The 22,124-nt window shown below is 61.8% G+C and carries 20 protein-coding genes and 1 tRNA gene; 8 read left to right on the forward strand and 13 right to left on the reverse strand.

The window, feature by feature from the left end:
• Nucleotides 1–24: 24 nt before the first annotated feature.
• Entirely contained in the window at nucleotides 25–732 is a 708-nt protein-coding gene (locus tag ACMU_RS14700; RefSeq protein ID WP_035260952.1) for a M48 family metallopeptidase, read from the reverse strand.
• Nucleotides 733–872: 140 nt separating this feature from the next.
• On the opposite strand from ACMU_RS14700, the gene ACMU_RS14705 reads away from it, so the two are divergent.
• From ACMU_RS14705 to ACMU_RS14720, 4 genes are all read left to right on the forward strand, one after another.
• Complete coding sequence (locus ACMU_RS14705; protein ID WP_035260954.1) at nucleotides 873–1,208, forward strand: TIGR02300 family protein; 336 nt, start codon at nucleotides 873–875, stop codon at nucleotides 1,206–1,208.
• 76 nt (nucleotides 1,209–1,284) lie between these two features.
• Nucleotides 1,285–1,360: transfer RNA gene (locus tag ACMU_RS14710), tRNA-Ala, on the forward strand.
• Nucleotides 1,361–1,746: 386 nt separating this feature from the next.
• Nucleotides 1,747–2,199: a hypothetical protein gene (locus tag ACMU_RS14715; protein WP_152544636.1), complete on the forward strand. Its 453-nt coding sequence runs from the start codon at nucleotides 1,747–1,749 to the stop codon at nucleotides 2,197–2,199.
• Between the two features lie 306 nt (nucleotides 2,200–2,505).
• Nucleotides 2,506–4,596, forward strand: coding sequence for a response regulator (locus ACMU_RS14720; protein WP_051588368.1), 2,091 nt, complete (start codon nucleotides 2,506–2,508; stop codon nucleotides 4,594–4,596).
• A 19-nt stretch (nucleotides 4,597–4,615) separates the two neighbouring features.
• On the opposite strand, the gene lpdA is transcribed toward ACMU_RS14720, so the two are convergent.
• The 4 genes from lpdA to phbB are packed head-to-tail and all read right to left on the reverse strand — an operon-like array spanning nucleotide 4,616 to nucleotide 11,085.
• A complete protein-coding gene (lpdA, locus tag ACMU_RS14725; RefSeq protein WP_035260958.1) occupies nucleotides 4,616–6,364 on the reverse strand; it encodes a dihydrolipoyl dehydrogenase in 1,749 nt (582 codons plus the stop codon).
• A gap of 12 nt (nucleotides 6,365–6,376) precedes the next feature.
• Entirely contained in the window at nucleotides 6,377–7,651 is a 1,275-nt protein-coding gene (locus ACMU_RS14730; RefSeq protein WP_035260959.1) for a 2-oxo acid dehydrogenase subunit E2, read from the reverse strand.
• Nucleotides 7,652–7,674: 23 nt separating this feature from the next.
• Nucleotides 7,675–10,335 (reverse strand): pyruvate dehydrogenase (acetyl-transferring), homodimeric type, encoded by a 2,661-nt coding sequence (aceE, locus tag ACMU_RS14735; RefSeq protein ID WP_035260960.1) that lies wholly within the window; start codon nucleotides 10,333–10,335, stop codon nucleotides 7,675–7,677.
• 24 nt (nucleotides 10,336–10,359) lie between these two features.
• Entirely contained in the window at nucleotides 10,360–11,085 is a 726-nt protein-coding gene (gene phbB, locus ACMU_RS14740; protein ID WP_035260962.1) for an acetoacetyl-CoA reductase, read from the reverse strand.
• Between the two features lie 591 nt (nucleotides 11,086–11,676).
• On the opposite strand from phbB, the gene ACMU_RS14745 reads away from it, so the two are divergent.
• Nucleotides 11,677–12,153, forward strand: a complete 477-nt coding sequence (locus ACMU_RS14745; protein ID WP_035261123.1) for a Fur family transcriptional regulator — start codon at nucleotides 11,677–11,679, stop codon at nucleotides 12,151–12,153.
• A gap of 93 nt (nucleotides 12,154–12,246) precedes the next feature.
• A complete protein-coding gene (locus ACMU_RS14750) occupies nucleotides 12,247–13,350 on the forward strand; it encodes a bifunctional transcriptional activator/DNA repair enzyme AdaA (protein WP_035260964.1) in 1,104 nt (367 codons plus the stop codon).
• Here ACMU_RS14750 and ACMU_RS14755 read toward each other — a convergent pair.
• Nucleotides 13,296–13,670, reverse strand: coding sequence for a VOC family protein (locus tag ACMU_RS14755; RefSeq protein ID WP_035260966.1), 375 nt, complete (start codon nucleotides 13,668–13,670; stop codon nucleotides 13,296–13,298). The two genes, ACMU_RS14750 and ACMU_RS14755, sit on opposite strands and share 55 nt — an antisense overlap.
• Nucleotides 13,671–13,709: 39 nt before the next feature.
• Here ACMU_RS14755 and ACMU_RS14760 point away from each other — a divergent pair, with 39 nt between their 5' ends.
• Nucleotides 13,710–14,252: a winged helix-turn-helix transcriptional regulator gene (locus ACMU_RS14760; protein WP_035260967.1), complete on the forward strand. Its 543-nt coding sequence runs from the start codon at nucleotides 13,710–13,712 to the stop codon at nucleotides 14,250–14,252.
• Here ACMU_RS14760 and ACMU_RS14765 read toward each other — a convergent pair.
• The 5 genes from ACMU_RS14765 to ACMU_RS14785 form a co-directional block, all read right to left on the reverse strand.
• Complete coding sequence (locus ACMU_RS14765; protein ID WP_051588369.1) at nucleotides 14,249–15,220, reverse strand: branched-chain amino acid ABC transporter permease; 972 nt, start codon at nucleotides 15,218–15,220, stop codon at nucleotides 14,249–14,251. The two genes, ACMU_RS14760 and ACMU_RS14765, sit on opposite strands and share 4 nt — an antisense overlap.
• Before the next feature lie 4 nt (nucleotides 15,221–15,224).
• A complete protein-coding gene (locus ACMU_RS14770; protein ID WP_035260968.1) occupies nucleotides 15,225–16,091 on the reverse strand; it encodes a branched-chain amino acid ABC transporter permease in 867 nt (288 codons plus the stop codon).
• Entirely contained in the window at nucleotides 16,088–16,807 is a 720-nt protein-coding gene (locus ACMU_RS14775) for an ABC transporter ATP-binding protein (RefSeq protein ID WP_035260969.1), read from the reverse strand. The genes ACMU_RS14770 and ACMU_RS14775 overlap by 4 nt, the downstream gene beginning before the upstream one ends.
• Nucleotides 16,804–17,535, reverse strand: coding sequence for an ABC transporter ATP-binding protein (locus tag ACMU_RS14780; protein ID WP_035260971.1), 732 nt, complete (start codon nucleotides 17,533–17,535; stop codon nucleotides 16,804–16,806). The genes ACMU_RS14775 and ACMU_RS14780 overlap by 4 nt, the downstream gene beginning before the upstream one ends.
• A gap of 67 nt (nucleotides 17,536–17,602) precedes the next feature.
• Complete coding sequence (locus ACMU_RS14785) at nucleotides 17,603–18,874, reverse strand: ABC transporter substrate-binding protein (RefSeq protein ID WP_035260973.1); 1,272 nt, start codon at nucleotides 18,872–18,874, stop codon at nucleotides 17,603–17,605.
• 148 nt (nucleotides 18,875–19,022) lie between these two features.
• Between ACMU_RS14785 and ACMU_RS14790 the strand changes: the two genes are divergently transcribed.
• Entirely contained in the window at nucleotides 19,023–19,916 is an 894-nt protein-coding gene (locus ACMU_RS14790) for a LysR family transcriptional regulator (protein WP_035260975.1), read from the forward strand.
• On the opposite strand, the gene ACMU_RS14795 is transcribed toward ACMU_RS14790, so the two are convergent.
• Nucleotides 19,913–21,019 (reverse strand): muconate/chloromuconate family cycloisomerase, encoded by a 1,107-nt coding sequence (locus ACMU_RS14795; protein WP_236626276.1) that lies wholly within the window; start codon nucleotides 21,017–21,019, stop codon nucleotides 19,913–19,915. The two genes, ACMU_RS14790 and ACMU_RS14795, sit on opposite strands and share 4 nt — an antisense overlap.
• 108 nt (nucleotides 21,020–21,127) lie before the next feature.
• A complete protein-coding gene (locus ACMU_RS14800; RefSeq protein WP_035260979.1) occupies nucleotides 21,128–21,997 on the reverse strand; it encodes an intradiol ring-cleavage dioxygenase in 870 nt (289 codons plus the stop codon).
• Nucleotides 21,998–22,124 lie beyond the last annotated feature (127 nt).

Below are 22,124 nucleotides of genomic sequence, written 5' to 3' on the forward strand. Positions count from 1 at the left end.
ATGTGATCACAAATCCCCGCAGGGTCAATCGCGAAACACCCAGGCATGCAACGTGTTGCCGTGTATGCGCAGCCAGTCCTTGTGGTCACGATAATCGGGACAAAGCCCTTCCAGAACCTGCCAATAGGCCGGCGAATGGTTCATCTGTGCCAGATGCGCCACTTCGTGCGCGGCAACGTAATCCAACACCTCAACCGGGGCCATGATCAGACGCCACGAATAATTCAGCGCCCCGCGTGAGCTGCAAGAGCCCCAGCGCGACCGCGTGTCGCGCAACGTGATCCGGGTGTAGTCACGCCCCAGCTTGGCGGCGTAGCGGTCGCTTGCCTCGGCGAGACGATCGCGCGCCATATGCTTCAGAAAGGTCTCGACCTTGCGCGGCACTGACTCGGCCGTGCCCGGAACCAGCAACTGCATCCCGTCCAAACGCGGCGCACGCCCGGTGCCCGGAACAATCTCCAGCTTGTATCCTTCAAAGGGTATCAAAGCACCGAATCCGGGTGTTTGACGTTCCGGCTTGTCTTCCAGATGCCGGCGGATCCATTCCTCGCGAGAGCGGACAAAATCCGCCCCCTGTCTCACCGAAGCCCCCCGCGGCAAGGTCAAGGTCACGCGACCGTCCAGCCCCGAAACGCGCAGCGAAAACCGCCGCGCCCGGGCGGAACGGCGCAGTTGCACCCGCAGGTCGGGCGTGCCGGGCAGTTCCAGATATGTCGGCTGAGTTTCGGCCATGCACCTACCCTATCAACCCATCGCAGCACACACATCCAGATTTCGTACCTTTTCTAGGCAAAAGCCCTTTGACACCGTCCCCCTGTTATGGCAGTTGGCTCCGACCCACGCACAAGTGACGATCACCGAAGGGAATCCCGATGCCCAAAGAAGAATGGGGCGTAAAGCGCGTTTGCACCAACTGTTCGACCCGGTTTTATGACCTGGGACGTGATCCGATGGTCTGCCCGGAATGCGGGCACAGCTTTTCGCTTGAAAGCCTGACCAACACAAAATCGCGCAGTCTTGTCGCTGACAAGTCCGATGCTCAATCCACAACAGCGGCCAAGGAAAGCACCGACGCCGAAGAAGTGGATGTGCTGGATGATGACGACAGCGCGGATATCGAACTGGAAGATGACGTTCTGGACGACGACGACAATGACGACGTTTCCTTGGACGAAATCGCAGACGTTCCCGCCGAAGACGACGAATAAAAGCTGCATTTTCCGCTTGATCTCGCCCGCAGTGTTCCATAGATACACCCGGGCGAGCGGATAACTGCCGCAGCAAGGGGCCTTAGCTCAGTTGGGAGAGCGCTTGCATGGCATGCAAGAGGTCAGGGGTTCGACTCCCCTAGGCTCCACCAAATCTCCGATTCATTGCATCAGGTATCTCCATGGCCAGAATGGCGCGGCTTCCGTCGATTGGCCCGGTCCACGCTCTTCGGGCCATTGATTCGTCGGGCTAAGGCCGCGATCCTCCTTGCCTCATCGCGAGGTTCCGTGCCGCGCGAGGTGCCTTGAGGGAATTGGAAACCATCAAATCTATCGTAGTTTGGACGCGATCTCATTTGGTTTCTCTTTTCCCAGTCATCGCTGGCTTTCCAACTTTCGGGACATCCTTTCCCATTTGGCGGGCCATATTCAGGAGGCTACCCAAAACTGTTTCCAATCAGAGAAGTCGATATTTATTTCCGGGTTTTCTGGGGTCAGGAACTTGGAGTAGAAATGCTTATTTGGCCTTAATACCAAAATGGTGATACTTTCGGGCGCGAACCAAAAGGAATATCCTGATTGGAACGTATCTAATATGAAAAAGTACCCGGACATTGTTGAACGCACAAAACGCCTGTCAGATGCGCGAAAGGTGTCACACGATGATATTGATGTCGATTTGGCCTTTGTAGAATTTGTGCATGAGTTGGAAAAATCAGAGTCGGTAGAAATTGCTGCGGCGCTTCTTGATACGTTTGATGACAAATTTGATGACGGCGGTGTACAGGAAGCGGTTCTTGTCGTTCTTTCAAATTCCGATCCCGGGATCATCGGCGCGGCCCTTTGCGCCAACATTGAGAGTTTCTCCCAAAAAAATCCGGAATGGCTGGAAGTAATTCTGAATGACCAAATAAACGAAAACCCGGACTTTATTGAGCTTTACCTTGGCAGCCAGGCCTGCAAATCAATTGCTAAAGCACATATAAACTGAAACGTGCAGATTTCCCTGAGATTTGAATTTCTATTTCCAATTCTTCAGCGGCGGCCAATTAATACATCTGTTTGGCAAAATGGTCATTGCCAGGCCAGCCTCGCGTTTGGCTTTTCGGTGTTTTATAAGAAAGTTTAACGGGGTTTTGTAAGTTTTTGACCCCGCAATGGGGCATAGTTTAAACTTTTGCCGCCGCCAGTATGAACGTGGTTTCCCGAACTGTGTGGGTGTTAAGCTTTGCACAACCTTCTCGGCCCATCCTGTGATCCGCGAACAGACCAGTTGATCGACATTCGAGGAGGCGCAATGACGGGTTGGCTGCAGATGCCGGTAATCGTGCCGTGCCTGGCCTTCTTGTCGGGTGCGTGTTTCGTGTACGGGCTGCGTATCATGTCGCGATCTGACGCGCGGAAACAGGCCGAGATGGCGCGCCTGAACACGTTGTTCGAAGACGCGATAGCGGCCATCGAAGATGGCTTCGTTCTGTATGACAGCGACGACCGCATGTTCATTTGCAACGACCCGTTCCGCAGCCAGTTCGCCGGGGCCGAGCAGATTTTGCGCAAGGGGCTGACCTATGAGGACCAGATACGTGAACTGGCCCATTCCGGCGTGGTCCCGGATATCGAGGGCAAAGAGGACGAGTTCATCGCCGCGCTTATGGCCCGGCGTCAGTCCGATTTTGGCGTGGTGCGCGTGTTTGAGACCAATGACGGCCGCTGGATTCGTCAAAGGGACAAGAAGACAGCGGCGGGCAACGTCGTGGGTCTGCGCACCGATGTGACCGAACTGAAACGCAACGAGATCATGCTGGAGGCCGCGCGCGAACAGGCCGAGGCAGCAGCCCGTGCCAAGGCCGCGTTCCTGGCCAATATGAGCCACGAGATCCGCACCCCGATGAATGGCATTATCGGCATGGCCGAATTGCTGGACGAAACGCCGCTGAACGATGATCAGCGGATGTTCACCCGCACGGTCATCGAAAGCTGCAACGCGTTGCAGGCGATCGTGAACGACATTCTCGACTTTTCGAAGGTTGAGGCCGGCAAGATGGAAATCCGCTCGGAACCCTTTGATCTGGCGGAGTGTATTCACAATGTTGCGGCGCTGTTGGCACCGAATGCTGCCGACAAAGGGATCGAGATTTGTACCGACATTCAAACCGACGCCAGTACGTGGTTTCTGGGAGATTCCGGCCGTATCCGCCAGATATTGATCAACCTCGTCGGCAATGCGTTGAAGTTCACGCATGAAGGGTTCGTGCTGATCCGGTTGCAAATGGACCCTGAAACGGGGACGCCAAGGATTCTGGTGCGTGATACCGGAATCGGCATTCCCGAAGACAAGCAGGCCACCATTTTCAGCGCTTTCGAACAGGTCGATAACGAAAGCACCCGGCAATTCGACGGCACCGGCCTGGGGCTTGCCATCTCGCATCGGCTGATCCGGTTGATGGAAGGCTCCATCGACGTGGAATCGAAACTGAACAAGGGATCGGATTTCACCGTTCAACTGCCGCTGCCCGAAAGCGATCCGGTCGCGGGGGCCAACTTTGATGCCCCCGGCGCCCTGCCCAAGGGGCTGAATGTGCTTGTCGTTGACGATCTTGAGATCAATCGCGTCATCCTGCAGCGCCATCTGGAAAGCTGGGGTGCCACGGTTGTGGTGGCAGAATCTGGCCCTGTGGCCCTTGATAAGCTGAGGGATCACACGCGATTTGATCTGGCTTTTCTTGACTACCAGATGCCTGAGATGGATGGCCTGACCCTGCGCAAGCGCATGCTGGGCATGGCCGAGATTGCGGATTTCCCCGTGGTCCTTTTGTCCTCGGTTGAAAAGAACGTGGCCGGTGCGGATCTTGTGCGCGACATGTTTGACGCCGTATTGCTGAAACCGGCGCGGGCTGAAATGTTGCAATCCACCATGGCCCGCCTTTTGTCGGGGGGGCCGGGCGCAAGGCCCACCCAAGCGATCACGTCGGCGGGGCAAGGTGCATCACTGACCGATGTGAAAATCCTTGTCGCCGAAGACAACCGCACCAACCAGCTGGTGATCAGCCGCATTCTGGAAGGACAGGGCGCAGAAGTGCAAATCTGCGAAAACGGGGCCGAGGCGGTGGAGGCGTTTTTTGCCAACCGACCCGATATGGTGCTGATGGATGTTTCGATGCCGGTGATGAACGGGTTAGAGGCCACGCGGGCCATACGGGGACGCGAAACAACCGCCCCTGTACCCATCATCGCGCTGACAGCCAACGCCATGGCCGAAGATCGCGACCAATGCCTTGCGGCAGGGATGTCGGATTTTCTGGCCAAGCCCATGCGCAAGGCCCGCGCATTGGAGGTGATCGGGGCTTGGATGCCCAACGATCAGGTGGACAGGCGCGCCAGCGGTTAGGCCGGCGCGCGCCGTTGATTTACTTGCGCTTTTTCGGCGGCATAAGGTCGGTAATCGTGCCCTCGAACATCTCGGCCGCGAAGTTCAGCGTTTCCGACAGCGTTGGGTGCGGGTGGATAGTATGGCCCAGATCCACCGCATCGGCGCCCATCTCGATCGCAAGGGCCGCCTCGGCTACCAGGTCACCGGCATTGGGGCCAACGATCCCGGCGCCAATCACGCGGTCGGTCTCTTCGTCAAAGATCAGCTTGGTGATGCCTTCGGACCGACCCAGCGACAGCGACCGGCCCGACGCAGCCCAGGGGAACACGCCTTTGCCCACCTTGATGCCTTCGGCCTTGGCCTGCGTTTCGGTCAGGCCAACCCAGGCGACCTCGGGGTCGGTATAGGCCACCGACGGGATGACGCGCGCGTCAAAGAACCGCTTGTGCCCGGCCGCAACCTCGGCGGCCACCTTGCCCTCGTGCACCGCCTTATGCGCCAGCATCGGCTGACCCACCACGTCGCCAATGGCAAAGATATGCGCCACCCCGGTGCGTTGCTGACTGTCGACGGCGATGAAACCACGCTCGTCCACGGCCACACCGGCCGCGCCCGCGTCGATCAACGCCCCGTTGGGACGCCGGCCTACGGCCACCAGCACCTTGTCGAACATGTCGGTGCTGACCTCGCCCTTGTCATCTTCGAAGGTGACCTTCAGGCCTTCGTCCAACGCCTCAACCGCGGTAACCTTGGTCTTCAGCCTGATCGCTTCGTACCGGCCCTCGATCCGCTTGTGCAGGGGCTTGACGATGTCCTTGTCGGCGCCGGGGATGATCTGATCCATCAGCTCGACAATGGTGACGTTCGAGCCCAGCGCGTCATAAACCGTCGCCATCTCCAGCCCGATGATGCCGCCACCCAGAACCAGCAGACGCTCTGGCACACCGTCCAGTTCCAGCGCACCGGTGCTGTCGATCACCCGCGGGTCGTCATGCGGAATGAACGGCAGCTGCACAGGCTGCGAGCCGGCGGCAATGATGCATTGGTCAAAGCTGACGGTGGTCTTTGCGCCGTCATTGTCGACCTCGATCATGTTAGGCCCGGTGAAGCGGCCATAGCCGTTCACAACCTGCACCTTGCGACCCTTGGCCAAACCGCCCAGGCCACCGGTCAGCTGTTTGACCACGCTGTCCTTCCAGCCGCGCAAATTGTCCAGATCCACCTGGGGCGCCGCAAAGGACACGCCATGCGCACCCATCTCCTCGGCCTCGGTGATCACCTTGGCCGCGTGCAGCAACGCCTTGGAGGGGATACACCCCACGTTCAGGCACACACCGCCCAGGTTGCTGTCTTTCTCGATCAGAACAACCTTCTTGCCCAGATCGGCAGCCCGGAACGCAGCCGTATAGCCACCCGGCCCCGACCCCAGCACAACAACCTCGCCATGCACGTCCCCGGCGCCGGTGGCCGTACCGGTTGCGGCAACCGCCTCGGGCGCGACAGCGGCCGCGGCCGAGGGGGGTTCGACACCCCCCGAGGCCGGCTTGGCTTCGCCCGCATCCCCTTCCAGGGTCAGGATCACGCTGCCTTCCGACACATTATCGCCCTCGGCCACGGCAATGGCCTTCACCACACCGCCTGCCGGGCTGGGCACTTCCATCGTCGCCTTGTCGCTTTCCAATTCGATCAGCGGGTCCTCGGCGGCGACCGTGTCGCCCACCGAAACCAGAATGCTAACCACGGGCACGTCGGTGAAATCACCGATATCAGGTACTTTAACGTCCATCTTACCGGCTCCTTACCACATCAGTTTCCGCATATCGCCCAACAGCGTCTTCAGCGTCACGCAGAAACGCGCCGCCAAAGCACCGTCCACCGCGCGGTGGTCATAGCTCAGCGAAAGGGGCTGCATCAGGCGCGGCTCGAACTCGCCGGTCGCCTTGTTCCAAACCGGCGCCATTTTCGACCGGGTCAGACCCAGAATGGCCACTTCCGGTGCGTTCACAATCGGCGTGAACGAGGTGCCGCCAATGCCGCCCAGCGACGAGATGGTGAAGGTTGCACCCTGCATATCGGGGCCCTTCAACTCGCCGGCGCGGGCCTTGCCCGACAGTTCCATCAGGTCTTTCGAAATCTCGACCAGCCCCTTGCGGTCGGCATCCTTGATCACCGGCACCATCAATCCGTTCGGCGTGTCGGCGGCAAAACCGATATTGTAGAAATCCTTCTTGATCAGCTTGTCGCCATCAGGATGGATCGAGCTGTTGAATTCCCAATGCGTCTTCAGCGCCGAGACCGAGGCCTTGATCACGAAGGACAACAGCGTCACGCGGTAACCATCCTCCTTGGCGGCGGTGTCCATCTCCTTGCGGTATTTGTCCAGCTCGGTGATGTCGGCCTCGTCGTTATGGGTGACATGCGGAATGTTCAGCCAGGCCCGGTGCAACGCCGGCCCCGAGATCTTCTTGATCCGCGGCATTTCCACATCTTCGGTGGGCCCGAACTTGCTGAAATCCACGGCGGGGATCGGTGGGATACCCATACCGGCCTGAACGTCGCCGCCTTTCGGCGCAACGGGTGCCTTGGTCGATTTGAAAACCGCCATGACATCTTCGCGCAGGATGCGACCCTTGCGGCCCGACCCGTTCACCGAGGCCAGGTCCACGTCCAATGTCCGCGCAAATGCCCGGACCGAGGGCGAGGCATGCGCCTTGCCGAACCCGGCATCGGTGACCGGCGCGGGCGCGGCAGCCGGGGCCGCCGGCGCTGGCGCTGCGGCAGTTGCCGACGGGGCCGGGGCGGCCGCGGCCGAGGGGGGTTCGACACCCCCCGAGGCCGCTTCGCCTTCCAGGATCAACACCAGCGAACCCTCAGACACGCTGTCACCTTCGGCCACCTTGATCTCGGCCACTTTGCCGGCAGCCGGGCTGGGCACTTCCATCGTCGCCTTGTCGCTTTCCAGCTCGACGATCGGGTCTTCCTCGGCGATCACGTCACCCACCGAGACCAGAACCGAAACCACGGGCACATCGGTGAAATCGCCGATATCGGGAACTTTTACTTCAATTGCCATTTCTCAATCTCCTCCGTCCGCGCTCAAACCAGCCGCGGGTTGGGCTTCTCGCCGTCGATGTCATACTTTTTCAATGCTGCGGTCAGGTCTTTCTTGGTCACCGCACCCTCGCGGTACAGATCAACCATCGCGGCAGCGGCGATGTGGTTTGCATCCACCTCGAAGAACCGGCGCAGGTTCACCCGGCTGTCCGAGCGGCCAAAGCCGTCGGTGCCCAGAACCGTGTACCGCAAACCTTCCGGCAGGAAGGGCCGGATTTGCTCGGCATAGTTCTTCATATAGTCAGTGGCCGCGATGACCGGCCCCGTGGCCCCCGAAAGCACGTCGGTGACATAGGCCGTTTTGGGATCGTCCAGCGGGTTCAGGCGGTTGTGACGCGCCACGTCCTGCCCATCGCGGGCCAGCTCGTTAAAGCTGGGCGCTGACCAGATGTCGGCCGTTACGCCAAAATCTTCGGCCAGCATCTCGGCAGCTTTCATCGCCTGCACCAGAATGGTGCCCGACCCCATCAGGTTCACGTGCTTCTTGCCGGGTTTCTCAACCTTCGAGAACCGGTAAAGCCCCTTGATGATCCCCTCTTCGGCGCCCATCGGCATGTCGGGGTGGCTGTAGTTCTCGTTCATCAGCGTCAGGTAGAAATACACATCTTCCTGATCGGCATACATGCGCTGCAAGCCGTGCTGAACGATCACCGCCACCTCGTAGCTGAAGGTCGGGTCATAGGTGATGCAGTTGGGGATAGTCCCGGCCAGGATATGGCTGTGGCCATCTTCGTGCTGCAATCCTTCGCCGTTCAGCGTGGTGCGGCCTGCGGTACCGCCCAGCATGAAGCCGCGTGCGCGGCTGTCACCGGCGGCCCAGGCAAGATCGCCGATCCGCTGAAACCCGAACATCGAGTAATAAATGTAGAACGGGATCATCGGCACGCCGTGGTTCGAATACGACGTCGCCGCCGCGATCCAATCCGCCATGGCGCCAGCCTCGTTGATGCCTTCCTGCAGGACCTGACCGTCGGTCGTTTCCTTGTAGAACATCATCTGGTCGGCATCTTCGGGTGTGTATTTCTGACCCAGCGGGTTATAGATCCCGACCGAGCGGAACAGCCCCTCCATCCCGAAGGTGCGGCTTTCATCCGGCACAATCGGCACAACCTGCTTGCCGATCTCTTTGTCGCGCAAAAGCGTCGTCAGGATGCGGACAAAGGCCATGGTGGTCGAGATTTCGCGCTCGCCCGTGCCTTTCAGCTGTCCGGCAAATTTCTCCAGATCCGGGATGTTCAGCGACGGCGCATCCGAGAAGCGTTTGGGGAACGCGCCGCCCAGCTCTTTGCGGCGATCGGCCAGATAAGCCTTTTGCGCGTTGTTCAGCGCCACGAACGGCGCTTTGGGCAGGTCTTCGTCGGTGACCGGGATGTCGAACCGGTCGCGGAAGGCGCGCAGCTGATCCTCGGCCATCTTCTTCTGCTGGTGGGTGGTGTTCTGGCCTTCGCCGGCCGAACCCATGCCGTAACCCTTGACGGTTTTCACCAGAAGGCAGCTGGGCACACCTTGCGTGTCCGAGGCTTTCTTGAACGCGGTATAGACCTTTTGCGGATCGTGGCCGCCACGGCGCAGCGCCCAGATCTGCTCGTCGGTCCAGTCTTTCACCAGCTCGGCGGTCTCGGGGTATTTGCCAAAGAAATGTTCGCGGATATAGGCGCCGTCCTTCGATTTGAAGGTCTGGTAATCGCCATCCACGGTTTCATCCATCAGCTGACGCAAACGGCCCGAGGTGTCTTTTTCAAGCAACTCGTCCCAGCCTTTGCCCCAGAGCAGTTTGATCACGTTCCAGCCGGCACCGCGGAAGTCACCCTCGAGCTCTTGCACGATCTTGCCGTTGCCGCGCACCGGGCCATCCAGACGCTGCAGGTTGCAGTTGATCACGAAGATCAGGTTGTCCAGCCCTTCGCGCACCGCCAGGTCGATGGCGCCGCGGCTTTCGGGCTCGTCCATCTCGCCGTCGCCCAGGAAGCACCAGACCTTGCGGTCGGCCATGTCGATCAAACCGCGATTGTGCATGTATTTCATGAACCGCGCCTGATAGATCGCCATCAGCGGGCCCAGACCCATCGACACCGTCGGGAATTGCCAGTAATCAGGCATCAGCCACGGGTGCGGGTAAGACGACAGACCGCCGCCATCCACTTCCGAGCGGAAGTTTTCCAGCTGCTCTTCGCTGATCCGGCCTTCCATGAAGGACCGCGCGTAGATGCCGGGGATCACATGGCCCTGAAAGAACACCAGATCGCCGCCATGGATCGCCGATTTCGACCGCCAGAAATGGTTCAGACCCACATCATACATCACCGCCGAGGAAGCGAACGAGGCGATATGGCCGCCATATTCGCTGCTTTCCTTGTTGCGGCGCACCACGGTCGCCATCGCGTTCCAGCGGTTGATGGTGCGAATGCGCCATTCCATGTCCTGATCGCCGGGCATTTCGTACTGATCATCCACGGGGATGGTGTTCTGATAGGGCGTGGTGGACGAAAACGGCAGGTTGGCACCTGACGCACGGGCCTGCTGAACGGCTTTGTCCAGCAGGTAATGTGCACGGTCAGCGCCATCGCGGGCAATGACGTCTTCGATGGCGTCTTGCCATTCTTGTGACTCTACGGGGTCGATATCCGGGATCTGGCCGGTCATAGCGGTCTCCTCCTTGTTATGCGATCAGGCCAGGTACTGACCGCCATTGGCCGACAGGGTCGACCCGGTGATAAAGCCGGCATCGTCCGAGGCCAGGAAGGCCACGGCGCGGGCGATCTCTTCGGGTTCGCCCAGACGGCCCACCGGGATCTGCGGCAGGATCACTTCGTTCATCACCTTCTCGGGGATGGTGCTCATCATGTCGGTGTTGATGTAGCCGGGGCACACAACGTTCACGGTGATGCCGGCGCGGGCGCCTTCCTGGGCCAGGGCCTTGGTAAAGCCGATATCGCCGGCTTTCGAGGCGGCATAGTTGGCCTGCGCGAACTGGCCTTTTTGACCGTTGATCGAGCTGATGGTGACGATGCGGCCGAACTTGCGTTCGCGCATGCCGCCCCAGACGTTATGCGTCATGTTGAAGACGCCGGTCAGGTTGGTGTTGATCACTTCGTGCCACTGCTCGGGCTTCATCTTGTGGAACGGGGCGTCGCGGGTGATGCCGGCATTGTTGACCAGAACCTCGACCGGGCCGACCTCTTCGGTGATCTTGGCGATGCCCTCGGCGCAGGCGTCATAGTCGGCAACGTTCCATTTATAGGTCTTGATGCCGGTGGCCTCGGTAAAGGCGGCAGCGCGTTCGTCGTTGCCGGCATAGGTGGCGACCACGGTGAAGCCGGATTGTTTAAGTTTCAACGAAATGGCTTCGCCGATACCGCGCGATCCACCGGTGACAAGTGCGACTTTGGACATTGTTTCTCCTCCTGAAGAACCCGAGCGTGGGAAATATGATGCCTAGTGACGTATCGTAACTTTTTCGCGCGAGGCAGGGCTCGAAATGCATAGCAGGCATGCAAGTGCCTTATTTTCAGGGTTTTCCACCCCCAGAAGCCTGCAACGAACGCATGTCCGCTATGCAAACGCCTTCAAATAGTGCAACGGGGCCAACATTTTGAACAATGATCGCGCAGGCGGAATCGGGGCCTTCAGAGTTTGGTTCAATATTAAACAAAACACCCCTGAGTTGCGTGATATTCTCAGCTAATCGCCCGGGTTTTGGCGAAACGAACAACGCGCAAGTGTCTTGATCGCGAATCAGAGGCGAAGGGAACGACCCCGAAATCGACCGGTGGGGCGGGCATGTATTGCCGCCGACCGAACCGGGGTCATGGTGCCGCAATACCGGTCGGCCTTTCGGGTTCTGTACGCGCTGCCGAACTGAAACAGCGCCCCAACCGCGACCTGCCGACGGATAAATCGCGCCGATGGATATAGGCACAGCTGGTTGCCTTGCCGGGTGTTACACTATATCAATTTTTGCAAAGGGTTTTCCACGAGGTGATGATGGCCAGTTTCGGTTTTCGGGGGCATGACCATACGGCTTGCGTGGCCGATCGTATGGCCGCAGTCGAAGCGCAATGCGCTGAAAAAAAGCTACAGCTGACACCGATCCGCCGCCGGGTACTGGAACTGTTGTTGGAGCATCACAAGGCGCTGGGAGCCTATGACATCCTGAAGGCGCTGGAGGCCGAAGGACGCCCTGCGCAACCCCCCGTGGCTTATCGGGCGCTGGATTTCCTGACGACCCATGGCTTTGCGCACAAGATCGAACGGCTTAACGCCTTTGTGGCCTGTTCGGACCCCGGGCACGGACACGCGCCAACTTTCCTGATTTGCCGCGATTGCAATACGGTTGCCGAAGAGCCGGGCACCTTGTCGCGTGAAGCGCTGGCCGAGACTGCAAACCTGGCCGGGTTCCAGATTGAGAAAGCCGTGGTCGAAGCCGAAGGCGTCTGCCCGCTTTGTCGGGACGAACCCTGATCGCGGACCGCGCGTCGCCATTTTTGCGGACATTTTCAAATACACGGGCGATTTTCGGCGGCACGGCGAATGGCCGGCTGTTAGGGTAGATCCATGTTGATTGACCTGCCCGACGACGACACGCTTTACCGCGCGCTTTTGGACCGCGACGCTGCCTTTGACGGGCAGGCCTTTGTTGGCGTGCGCACAACCGGTATTTTCTGCCGCCTGACCTGCCCCGCCCGCAAACCCAAGCGCGAGAATTGCACCTTTTACCCCAGCCCGGCGGCCTGCCTGCAGGCCGGGTTTCGGCCGTGCAAGCGGTGTCACCCGATGCGCCCCGCGGCGGATGCGGACCCTTGCATCAACGCGCTACTGGAGGCGCTTGAGGCCGACCCCGCCTATCGCTGGACCGAGGGCGCGGTGGCCGCGCGCGGCTTTGCCCCGTCGACCGTGCGGCGGGTATTCAAGCGGCAGTTCGGCATGACCTTTCTGGAGATCGCGCGGCAACGGCGGCTGGGCGAAGGGTTTTTGGCGATGGCGGACGGCGACAAGGTGATCGAGGCGCAGCACGCGGCGGGCTTCGCCTCGGCCAGCGCGTTTCGCGACGCCTTTGCCCGCCTTTTGGGCCGGGCACCGGGCCATATGCAGGACGACGCGCTGTTGCGCGCCCATTGGATTCGCTCGCCATTGGGCGACATGGTTGCGATCAGCAGCCGCACCCATCTGCACCTGCTGGAGTTTCTGGAACGCAAGGCTCTGAAGACCGAGATTGCGCGGCTGGAGAAGGACACGCGTGGGCGCATCGGGCTGGGCCGGTTTGAACCCAGCGCGCAGGTTCAGGTCGAACTGAACGAGTTCTTCACCGGCAAGCGTGCGCAGTTTGATACGCCTCTGGCATACAGCGGCAGCGGATTTGCGCAGGCGGTCTGGGACGCGTTGCGCCGCATCCCCGCGGGCCACACGCGCAGTTACGCGCAATTGGCCGCGCAGCTGGGCCGCCCCGAGGCGGTGCGCGCCGTGGCGCGGGCCAATGGGGCGAACCAGATCGCGCTGCTGGTGCCCTGTCACCGGGTGCTGGGCGCCGATGGGGCGCTGACGGGATATGGTGGTGGGCTGTGGCGCAAACAGAAGCTGTTGGAGGTGGAGCGGCAATACCGCGATCAGCCGCCCGTCAGATCCTGCGCCAGCATCAGCGCATTGCCGTCGGGATCGTAGAAGGTGGCGGTTTTGACCATGCCGTCGATCACCTCGGTTGGGCCGTCGAACCGCACCTTGGCGGCCTCCAGCTGTGCGCGGCCGGCATCCAGATCGGCGGTGCCGAAGACAGGCACGCAGTTGCCCGGCGCGGGCTCTACCGCTTCGCCAAGCCCGATGGTCACGCCCGGGGTTTTTGTCTGAACCTCGGACCAGCCGGCCTCGTCCGCGTGAAAGATCAGCTCGAAGCCCAGCATGTCGGCATACCAGGCGGCGCTGGCGTGGCGGTCCCTGACCGACATCGCGATGGTAATGGTGTTTTCAAGTGAAATGGCGGGCATGGGGTTTCCTGATGTCTGAAAATATATTAACTATACTTTATGTACATTAGCCATCTTGTCAACCTGACAACGCGATCCTGGGCGTTGCCGCTTTTGGCAGCGTTGCATGAAGGTGTGCCGGGTCGACAGGCGCCTTTGCTCAAGGCGACGGGCGCGGGGCGCACCGCCTTTGCCCAAAGCCTGCAGCATCTGATTGAAACCGGATTGTTAGAGCGCAATCCCGGCCACGGCCATCCGTTACGGCCCGAGTTTCGGTTGACCGAGCAGGGTGTTACGGCTGCAGCCCTTGCCGCGCAGGTTCAGGGAGCCACCGCTGCACAGGATCGCGATCTGCTGCGCAAGGCGTGGACCTTGCCCGTGCTGACGCAGTTGCACAAACCGCGGCAGTTCACCGAAATCAAGCAGGGGCTGATGACGATCAGCGACCGCGCCTTGTCGCAATCGCTGCGCGGAATGGAGGAACGGCGCTGGATCACGCGGACGGTGGAACCGTTGGCGCGCCCTCCCCGGCCCGTTTACACCGCCGTTCACACCGGCGCTGCGCTGGCAAAGATCACCAGCACGGCCCTTCGCGCCGCCTAGTCGGGCAAATTGCGCGAAACGGGCAGGATCGACAGGCCCCAGCGTGCATGGATCGCGCCCCAAAGGCCGCGCTTGTCGATCAGCATCACCGCGATGGCCAACGCGCCCAGACCCATCAGGTACCAGGTGCCCCAATCCGCCGCGACCTCGCGCAGGGCAAAGAACAGGATCGTACCGATGATCGGGCCCTCGATCGTTCCAATGCCACCAATCACCACGATGAAGATCACGAAGGCGGTCCAGTCGTTCACGCTGAAGGCAGCGTCGGGGGTGATGCGCAGTTTCTGGAAGAAGAGAAAAGCGCCAGTCAGCCCGGTCAGCCCGGCGGTGATCACATAGATCAGGAACTTGGACCGCATGGTGTTCACGCCGACGCTTTCGGCGGCAACCTCGCTGTCGCGGATGGCGGTCAGCGCCAGACCCCAGCGCGAGCGCAGGATCAGCCAGACGCCGGCCACCGCGATCACCGCCAGCGCGAAGGCGATGTAATACATCACGTATTCGCGGCCCATGCGGGTTTCGGCGATGGATTTGGCCACTGCGACGGGCAACGAGATGCCCGAGCCGCCGCCCAGCGCGCCCACCTGTGCGGCAACCAGCCGGTAGACCTCGGCAATGACCCAGGTGCCGATGGCGAAATAGGCGCCCTGCAGGCGGAACGCGACCCAGCCCGTGGGCACCGCCAGCACCGCCGTCAGCAGCGCAGCCAGCGGGAATGCGGCAAAGACAGGCACGCCGCCAAGGATCGTCAGGGCAAAGAACAGATAGCCGCCCAGCCCCACCCAGGCCTGCTGCCCCACCGAGATCAGCCCGGTGTAGCCTGCCAACAGGTTCCACATCTGGGCCAGCGCCAGATAGGCCAGAACCTCCATCAGCAGCCGCAGATCGGCGCGCCCGGCCCAAAGGGGCGCCAAGGCAAGGGCAAGGATGGTCAGCGCCAGCAGCGCCTGAAGAATGCGGTTTGCCATGGTTTTAGCCTTTCATCCGGGGGAACAGGCCCTTGGGCCGCACGATCAGGATCAGCAGGAACACCAGATGCCCGGCAAGGATCTGAAACCCACCGCCGATCTGTGCGCCGAGGGTTTGCGCAACGCCAAGGATGATGCCTCCGGCCAGCGTGCCCCACAGGTTGCCGAGGCCGCCGATGATCACCGCCTCGAACGCAAACAGCAGGCGCGCGGGGCCGGCGGCGGGGTCGAACTGTGTCTTCATCGCCAGCCAGATGCCGGCGATGCCCACCACCAGCGAGGCCATGGCCGTGGCAATGGCAAAGATGCGGTTGTTGTTGCCCCCCATCAGCGGCACGATCTCGGGGTCGTCCGAGGTGGCGCGTAGCATCCGGCCCAGCGCGGTGCGGTAGAACACGAACTGCAGCCCGCCGATCACCGCCAGCGCGGTGAGGAACATGCAGAGCGGCAACACCCCAACCGCCAGCCCGCCGGCCAGGTCAATCGACGATGTCTCGAACGTGCCGGTGGGCAATTTGCGGCTGTCGGCGGAATAGATCTCTAACAGCGCGTTTTGCAGGATGATCGACATGCCGAAGGTGACCAGGATCGGCGGCAGGATGTCCTTGCCCAGCACCCGGTTCAACACCACGTATTGGCCGGCAAAGCCCGCCACCGCCATCAGCACCAGAACCGCGGCCACGCCCAGCACGGGCGGCAGGCCCATGGTCACGATGGCGGTCAGGATTGCATAGGCGCCCACCACGATGAAATCGCCATGGGCGATATTGACGAAGCGCATGACCCCGAACATCAGGCTGAGCCCGGCGGCAAACAGCGCGTAAAGCCCGCCCAGCAGCACGCCCTGCAAAATTGCGTTCACCCAGATCATGCAGCGGTTCCTTCCGTATTCAGACCAAAATAGGCCTGCGATATCTCTGCGCGGGTCACGGTGGCCGGGGTTCCGGTCAGCGACACACGCCCCTCCATGAAGCAATAGATCCGGTCGGCCACGGCCAGCGCCTGACCCACGTCTTGTTCGACCACGATCAACGAGGTGCCGGCGGCCTGAATGCGGGGCACCGCGGCGTAGATGTCCTTGATCACCTTGGGCGACAGGCCCAGGCTGATCTCATCGCACAGCAACAGCTTGGGGTTCGACATCAGCGCCCGGCCAATGGCGACCATCTGTTGCTGGCCGCCCGACAATTCGGTGCCGCCATTGCGACGTTTGTCGCGCAGGTCGGGAAAGAGGTCGTAAACCGCGTCCAGCGTCCAGTGCCCCGCCCGGCCGCCGGCCGCGCCGATCTGCAGGTTTTCCTCGACCGTCAGCGACGGGAACAGCCGCCGACCCTCGGGCACCATGGCCAGGCCACGTTTGTGGATCGCGTCGGCGGGCAGGCCCGCGATGAGGGCGCCGTCGAACTGAATGTTCTGGCCCGTGGTGGGGCGCAGGCCGGTCAAGGCGCGCAGAAAAGTGGATTTCCCAGCGCCGTTTGAGCCGATGATGGCGACGGTCTCGCCCGCGGCCATGGCAAAGTTGATGCCGAACAGCGCCTGGAAATCGCCGTAATGGGCGGTGACGGATGTGGCGGACAGCAGGCTCATGCCGCGTCCTCCACGCTGATGCCCATATAGATCTCCTGCACCTCGGGCTGCGCCATCACGGTGGCAGGGTCGCCATCGGCGACGATGCGGCCAAAGTCGATCACGATCAGCCGGTCCACCACCGCCATCAGCGCATGCACGATATGTTCGATCCAGATGATCGACACGCCGGTGGACTGCACATCCTTGATGGTGGCGACAAGGTCGTGGCATTCACCCTCGGTCAGACCGCCGGCGATCTCGTCCAGCAGCAGCAGTTTGGGGCCGGTGGCCAGGGCGCGGGACAGCTCAAGCCGCTTGCGCTCCAACAGGGTCAGCGATCCGGCATGCCGGTTGGCGCGATGGCGCAGCCCGGTGATGTCAAGGATATGCGCCGCCGCGGCTTCGGGATCGGTGTGGCCACTTTCGCCGAAGGACGAGGCGACCAGCAGGTTCTCGAACACCGACATGCCGACAAAGGGGTGCGGGATCTGGAACGACCGCGCAACACCCGCGCGGCAGCGGGCCGAGGCCGGGGTGCGCGTCACATCGTGGCCGTCAAAGGCAATCTGCCCCGACGAGGGCGGCAAGGCGCCGCCGATCAGGTTGAACAGGGTCGATTTACCGGCGCCATTGGGGCCGATCACACCCAGCGCCTGACCTTCGGGCAGGTCGAACGTCACGTCCTGCGCCACGCGCAAGGCCCCGAACGACTTGTTCACGCCCTTAAGTTCAAGAAGTACGGTCACGCGTTCCTCCGTTTCAAGCAGGAACCGGGGCGGCAGGCGGCCGCCCCGGACATGCAGGGATTGCCGATCAGCCGATGGGCCGCATTTCCGCGGTGGTGGCGATATCGGTGTGGCCAAGGTTCAGCGTGATATCGAGATGCGGGTTGCCCTTGCTGTCGATGGTCCACTGCCCGCCAACCAGCGGCGTCTTGGCGATGTTGGGCACCGGCCCGGCCGAGAAATCGATCCGGCCCACGCAGGTATCCAGCTTGGTCTCGCCAATGGCCTTTGCGATGCTTTCCGGGCTGGTGGGGTCTTCGGTGCGCTGCAACGCGTCCAACGCCACCTCGAACAGCGAGTGCTTGAAGCCCAGCGGCATCGTCGACGGGGCGCCGGTATCGGCCTCGAACGCGTCGGCGATATCGGCGCTGGTCTGGCCGGTGAAGGACGAGTTGAAGGGCGAGGTGCGGTGCCACCAGACCTCGACCGACAGCCCGTCAGCCCGGTCGCCCAGCGCCGCCATGGCCTGCGGGAACTCGCTGGCCTTGCCGACATTCACGACCTTGGGGTTAAAGCCCTGCTGGGCGGCTTGCGTCCAGAAGGTGGTGAAATCGGGCGGGATCATCACGCCCGACACAATCTCGACCCCGGCATTCTTGAAGGCCGAGATCTGGGCCGAGAAATCGTCGCTGAGGTTCTGATAACGGCCGGTATCCACCAGTTCGAACCCGTTGGCCGCCATCACCGGTGGAAAGCCCAGCTCGGGATGTGCCCAGCCGTTGCCGTCGGGGTCGTTGGGCCACATCGCGCCCACAACCTTGTTGGTGGACACGGCCGCCCATTGGGCCATGAAGACCTCGACGATATCCTCGAGCCCCCAGAAGAAGTGATAGGTATAGTCGAAGCCAACCGCCGGGTCGCCCTGGCGGCCAAAGAAATGCGGCTGCCACGGGGTGTCGTTGGTGATGCAGGGCACGCCGTTCAGCTCTGCCTGGTCGGCGACCGGGTTGGTGGTGTCGGGCGTCGAGGTGGCGGCCAACAGGTCAACCTCGTCCTCGAAAATCAGCTCCTGCGCCACGGTTGAGGCGCGGTTCGAGCTGCTTTGGCTGTCTTTCACGATGAACTCGACCGGGTGCTTGGACCCGTTGATCATGATGCCGTCACCAATCTGCTTGCGGAACGTGTTCAGCACGTGGTTGTCGGGCTCGGCAAAAATGGCCAGGGGGCCGGTCTGCGGCGAGACAAAGCCGATCTTGATCGGGCGACTGGCGGCATAAGCCGGCAGCGCGAGGCCCGATGCCCCCGCGGCCAGCCCGGCCGAGGCAGCAGACTTCAACAACTTGCGGCGATTGATGAACATGGTTTCCCTCCCTGATGTCCCTTCATGCGGCTGACAACAGGATGACGCCGGTGTTCCATCACAGAAAGGTATCGGGTCATACCCGGCCCACTGTTTGCTTGGACGCGGCATCTGGTACAAAGGAGGCTTGACACCCGGGGGATACGCTATGGAACTGAGGCGCCTTAGGTATTTCATTGCGTTGGCCGAGGAAAAACATTTCGGCCGCGCCGCGACGCGGCTGCAGATCGCGCAGCCGCCGCTGTCGCGCGCCATCTCGGCGCTGGAAGACGAGGTGGGCGCGCAGCTGTTTGACCGGTCGCGGTCTCAGATCAAGCTGACGCAGGCCGGCGAGGTGTTCGAAGGCCATGCCCGCCATCTGGTGGACCGTCTGGATTCGGCCTATCGCGAGACCCGCGCCGTGGGGCAAGGCAGCGCCGGACGTCTGCGGCTGGCCTTTGTGGGGTCCGCGTCGTATGGCGTGCTGCCGACGCTGATCAAATCCTATCGTTCGCACTATCCCGAGGTGGAACTGGCCCTGTCGGCGATGAATAACGCGGCGCTGCACTCGGCGCTGGTGCAGGGCGAGATCGATCTGGCTGTGGCGCGGCCCAGCTTGCAGGATGACGAGCTGCGGTCGCAGGAGCTGTCGATGGAGCCGCTGATCCTGGCGATCCCTGACAACTCGCCGTTGGCCGCCAAATCGGCATTGTCGTTTCGTGATCTGGCCGATCAGACGCTGGTGCTGTACCCGCGCCGCCCAAGGCCCAGCTATGCCGATCAGGTGCTGGCGATCTGCGCCCGTGAAGGGTTCGAGCCGCGCGCCACGGAAATGGCGCAGGATTACCAGACCGCAATCTCGCTGGTGTCAGTTGGGGCCGGCATCGCGGTTGTGCCGAAATCGGTGTCCGAAGCAACGCGGCCCGGCGTGTTTTTTCGCAGCTACAAGGGCCACAATCCCGGCACGGCTTTGTCGCTGCATGCGCGGATCGACAACCGCACGTCCCACGTGATGAATTTCTTCGACGTCGCCCGCAAGTTTCGGCGCGGCCCAAAGGACTAAGGGCGCGCCACGTCGCGCAGCACGTCCATGTCCGGACGAACCCCCATGCCCGGTCCGGTGGGAATGCGCAGTTTGTAGTCGCTGAATTGCAACCCCGTCGCGGCAAGGTCGCGACGCAGGATACGCGGGCCGAAATGCTCGCAACCCCATTCCAGTTCAGGCAGAGTCGCAAACACCGCCAAATGCGCGGCCGCACCGATACTGCTTTCCAGCAGGCAGCCGCCGTAAAGCTCCATCCCGAAGGCATTGGCGACACCGGCGGCACGTTTCAGCGCAAACAACCCGCCGCTTTTGACCAGTTTCAGCGAATAGACGCTGCCCGCCCCGGCGATGCCATTTTGCACGATCTCGGCAGCGGAAAAGGCGGCTTCGTCCACCATCACGGGGATCGGACTGCGGCGGGCCACGCGCGCGGTGGCCGCCAGCGCGCCGGGTTTCAGTGGCTGTTCGATCAGCGCCACGCCCATCTCGGACAAGGCCGGCAAATATCGGATCGCGGTGGCCTCGGACCAGCCCTGGTTGATGTCCACGACAATCACGGCGCCGGGCAGCGCCTCGACGATGCGGGCCAGCCGCGCCATGTCGCGGGCCGGCGTGTGAAAGCCCAGCTTGATCTTGAACCGCCGGTGCTGGCGGGTTTGCAGCTTGTCACGCGCCTCGTCGATCTCCTGATCGGCATCGCCCGAGGCCAGCGCCCACAAGACCTCGACCTCGTCGCGGACCTTGCCGCCCAGAAACGCGTAGGCCGGCAAGCTCAGAGAATGGCCGGCGGCGTCGATCATTGCGGCCTCGACCGCGGCGCGGGCGGCAGAGTTGCGCGTGGCCGCGGCGCGCATCCGCAGCGCGTTGGCCTCAAAACTCAGAACCTCGGCCCCGATCAGCGCGGGGGCAAGATAGGTGTCGATATTGGCCTTGATCGCCTCGACACTTTCCTCGGCCCAGCGTGGCCCGCCCAACGTGGCCGCTTCGCCCCATCCTTCGGTGCCATCCGACAAAGCGACCCGCACGACGACGTAGGACTGATACGACACCGAGGTGTTCGACAGTTTGTGCGCGCGCGTGGTGGGGCAATCGACGATCGTGGTTTCGATCGCTTCAATCACCAGGGGATCCGAAAGGACAGGGGAAGGGTTCAACATCGTGAGGCCGTTTGGTTAGATCCGAGGGGGGAGAGCGGAGGGACGCGGGGACATCCCTCCGCCGGCGGCAGATCACTCGGCCGCCATGGCCGTGTCGGCGGCGGTCAGCACAAAGTCGAACCGCACCTTCAGATCGGTGTCCAGCGCATCGCCAGCGGGTTGGAACTCTCCGATCAACTCCTCCTTCACGGCGAACACGGAATCGTTGTCCAGATAGTCGGACGAACCGTCGTAAAGCTGCGAGATCAGAGGCCGGAACCCGTCCTTGTTGATCACCACGTGGATATGGCCGGGGCGCATCGTGTGGTGCCCCATGAACGAGATCATCTCGCCCGCGGTCCAGTCACTGGGGATCGGATAGGGCACCGGACGCAGGGCGCGATAGGCGTAATAGCCGGTGTCGTCGGTCTCGAGCCGGCCGCGCAGGTTATAGTCGGGCTGATCGGGGTCGTGGTTTTCATACAGACCGTTGGGCGCGTCTTCCCACACATCCAGAACCGCACCGGGGATGGCATTGCCGTCCTTGTCGCGCACGTAACCTTCGACGAAAACGCTTTCCTCGTTGTCGAAATGTTTCTGCACGATCGACGCACCCTGCGGCAGAACCGGCGCGTTTTCGCGGAAGAACGGGCCCAGAACGGTGCCGGTGGTCTCGCCATTGGGTGTGGGGTTCGAGATCATGTCGACCAGAACCTCAACCCCCAGGATGTCGGCCAGCAGGATGAACTCTTGCCGCTTGTCGCTGCACACCGCCCCGGCGCGGGCCAGGAAATCGCAGGCACCCATGAACTCGTCGGTGGTCAGGTTCACATCCTTGCAGAAGCCATGCAGGTGGCGGACCAGCGCCGTCATGATCTCGCGCTGGCGCGGGGTGATGTCGCCGTTCTGCCCAATGGCTGCCACGACGGCGTCGGTAATGTTGTCGATGGTGATATTGCGCATGGGTCCTCCTCCTTGCGGGCTGATCTTTGACCCGAGGCTGCGGTTTCGCCGGATCGAAGTACAGGTATGGCGCGATACCTTTGCCCGTCTGCCCTGTCTTCCTAGGTTCCGAGCAAATGAGACACGG

The organism is Actibacterium mucosum KCTC 23349, from assembly GCF_000647975.1.
GTDB classification, from domain to species: Bacteria; Pseudomonadota; Alphaproteobacteria; order Rhodobacterales; family Rhodobacteraceae; genus Actibacterium; species Actibacterium mucosum.

What these genes read in the sequence shown, in the direction of transcription:
- ACMU_RS14800 (WP_035260979.1), bottom strand. Translation starts at nt 21,997, where the DNA reads ATGCGCAATATCACCATCGACAACATTACCGACGCCGTCGTGGCAGCC.
- ACMU_RS14700 (WP_035260952.1), bottom strand. Translation starts at nt 732, where the DNA reads ATGGCCGAAACTCAGCCGACATATCTGGAACTGCCCGGCACGCCCGAC.
- ACMU_RS14790 (WP_035260975.1), top strand. Translation starts at nt 19,023, where the DNA reads ATGGAACTGAGGCGCCTTAGGTATTTCATTGCGTTGGCCGAGGAAAAA.
- ACMU_RS14715 (WP_152544636.1), top strand. Translation starts at nt 1,747, where the DNA reads ATGGTGATACTTTCGGGCGCGAACCAAAAGGAATATCCTGATTGGAAC.
- lpdA (WP_035260958.1), bottom strand. Translation starts at nt 6,364, where the DNA reads ATGGACGTTAAAGTACCTGATATCGGTGATTTCACCGACGTGCCCGTG.
- ACMU_RS14745 (WP_035261123.1), top strand. Translation starts at nt 11,677, where the DNA reads ATGGCCAGTTTCGGTTTTCGGGGGCATGACCATACGGCTTGCGTGGCC.
- ACMU_RS14730 (WP_035260959.1), bottom strand. Translation starts at nt 7,651, where the DNA reads ATGGCAATTGAAGTAAAAGTTCCCGATATCGGCGATTTCACCGATGTG.
- ACMU_RS14750 (WP_035260964.1), top strand. Translation starts at nt 12,247, where the DNA reads ATGTTGATTGACCTGCCCGACGACGACACGCTTTACCGCGCGCTTTTG.
- ACMU_RS14720 (WP_051588368.1), top strand. Translation starts at nt 2,506, where the DNA reads ATGACGGGTTGGCTGCAGATGCCGGTAATCGTGCCGTGCCTGGCCTTC.
- ACMU_RS14785 (WP_035260973.1), bottom strand. Translation starts at nt 18,874, where the DNA reads ATGTTCATCAATCGCCGCAAGTTGTTGAAGTCTGCTGCCTCGGCCGGG.
- phbB (WP_035260962.1), bottom strand. Translation starts at nt 11,085, where the DNA reads ATGTCCAAAGTCGCACTTGTCACCGGTGGATCGCGCGGTATCGGCGAA.
- ACMU_RS14770 (WP_035260968.1), bottom strand. Translation starts at nt 16,091, where the DNA reads ATGATCTGGGTGAACGCAATTTTGCAGGGCGTGCTGCTGGGCGGGCTT.
- ACMU_RS14755 (WP_035260966.1), bottom strand. Translation starts at nt 13,670, where the DNA reads ATGCCCGCCATTTCACTTGAAAACACCATTACCATCGCGATGTCGGTC.
- ACMU_RS14760 (WP_035260967.1), top strand. Translation starts at nt 13,710, where the DNA reads ATGTACATTAGCCATCTTGTCAACCTGACAACGCGATCCTGGGCGTTG.
- ACMU_RS14705 (WP_035260954.1), top strand. Translation starts at nt 873, where the DNA reads ATGCCCAAAGAAGAATGGGGCGTAAAGCGCGTTTGCACCAACTGTTCG.
- aceE (WP_035260960.1), bottom strand. Translation starts at nt 10,335, where the DNA reads ATGACCGGCCAGATCCCGGATATCGACCCCGTAGAGTCACAAGAATGG.
- ACMU_RS14765 (WP_051588369.1), bottom strand. Translation starts at nt 15,220, where the DNA reads ATGGCAAACCGCATTCTTCAGGCGCTGCTGGCGCTGACCATCCTTGCC.
- ACMU_RS14775 (WP_035260969.1), bottom strand. Translation starts at nt 16,807, where the DNA reads ATGAGCCTGCTGTCCGCCACATCCGTCACCGCCCATTACGGCGATTTC.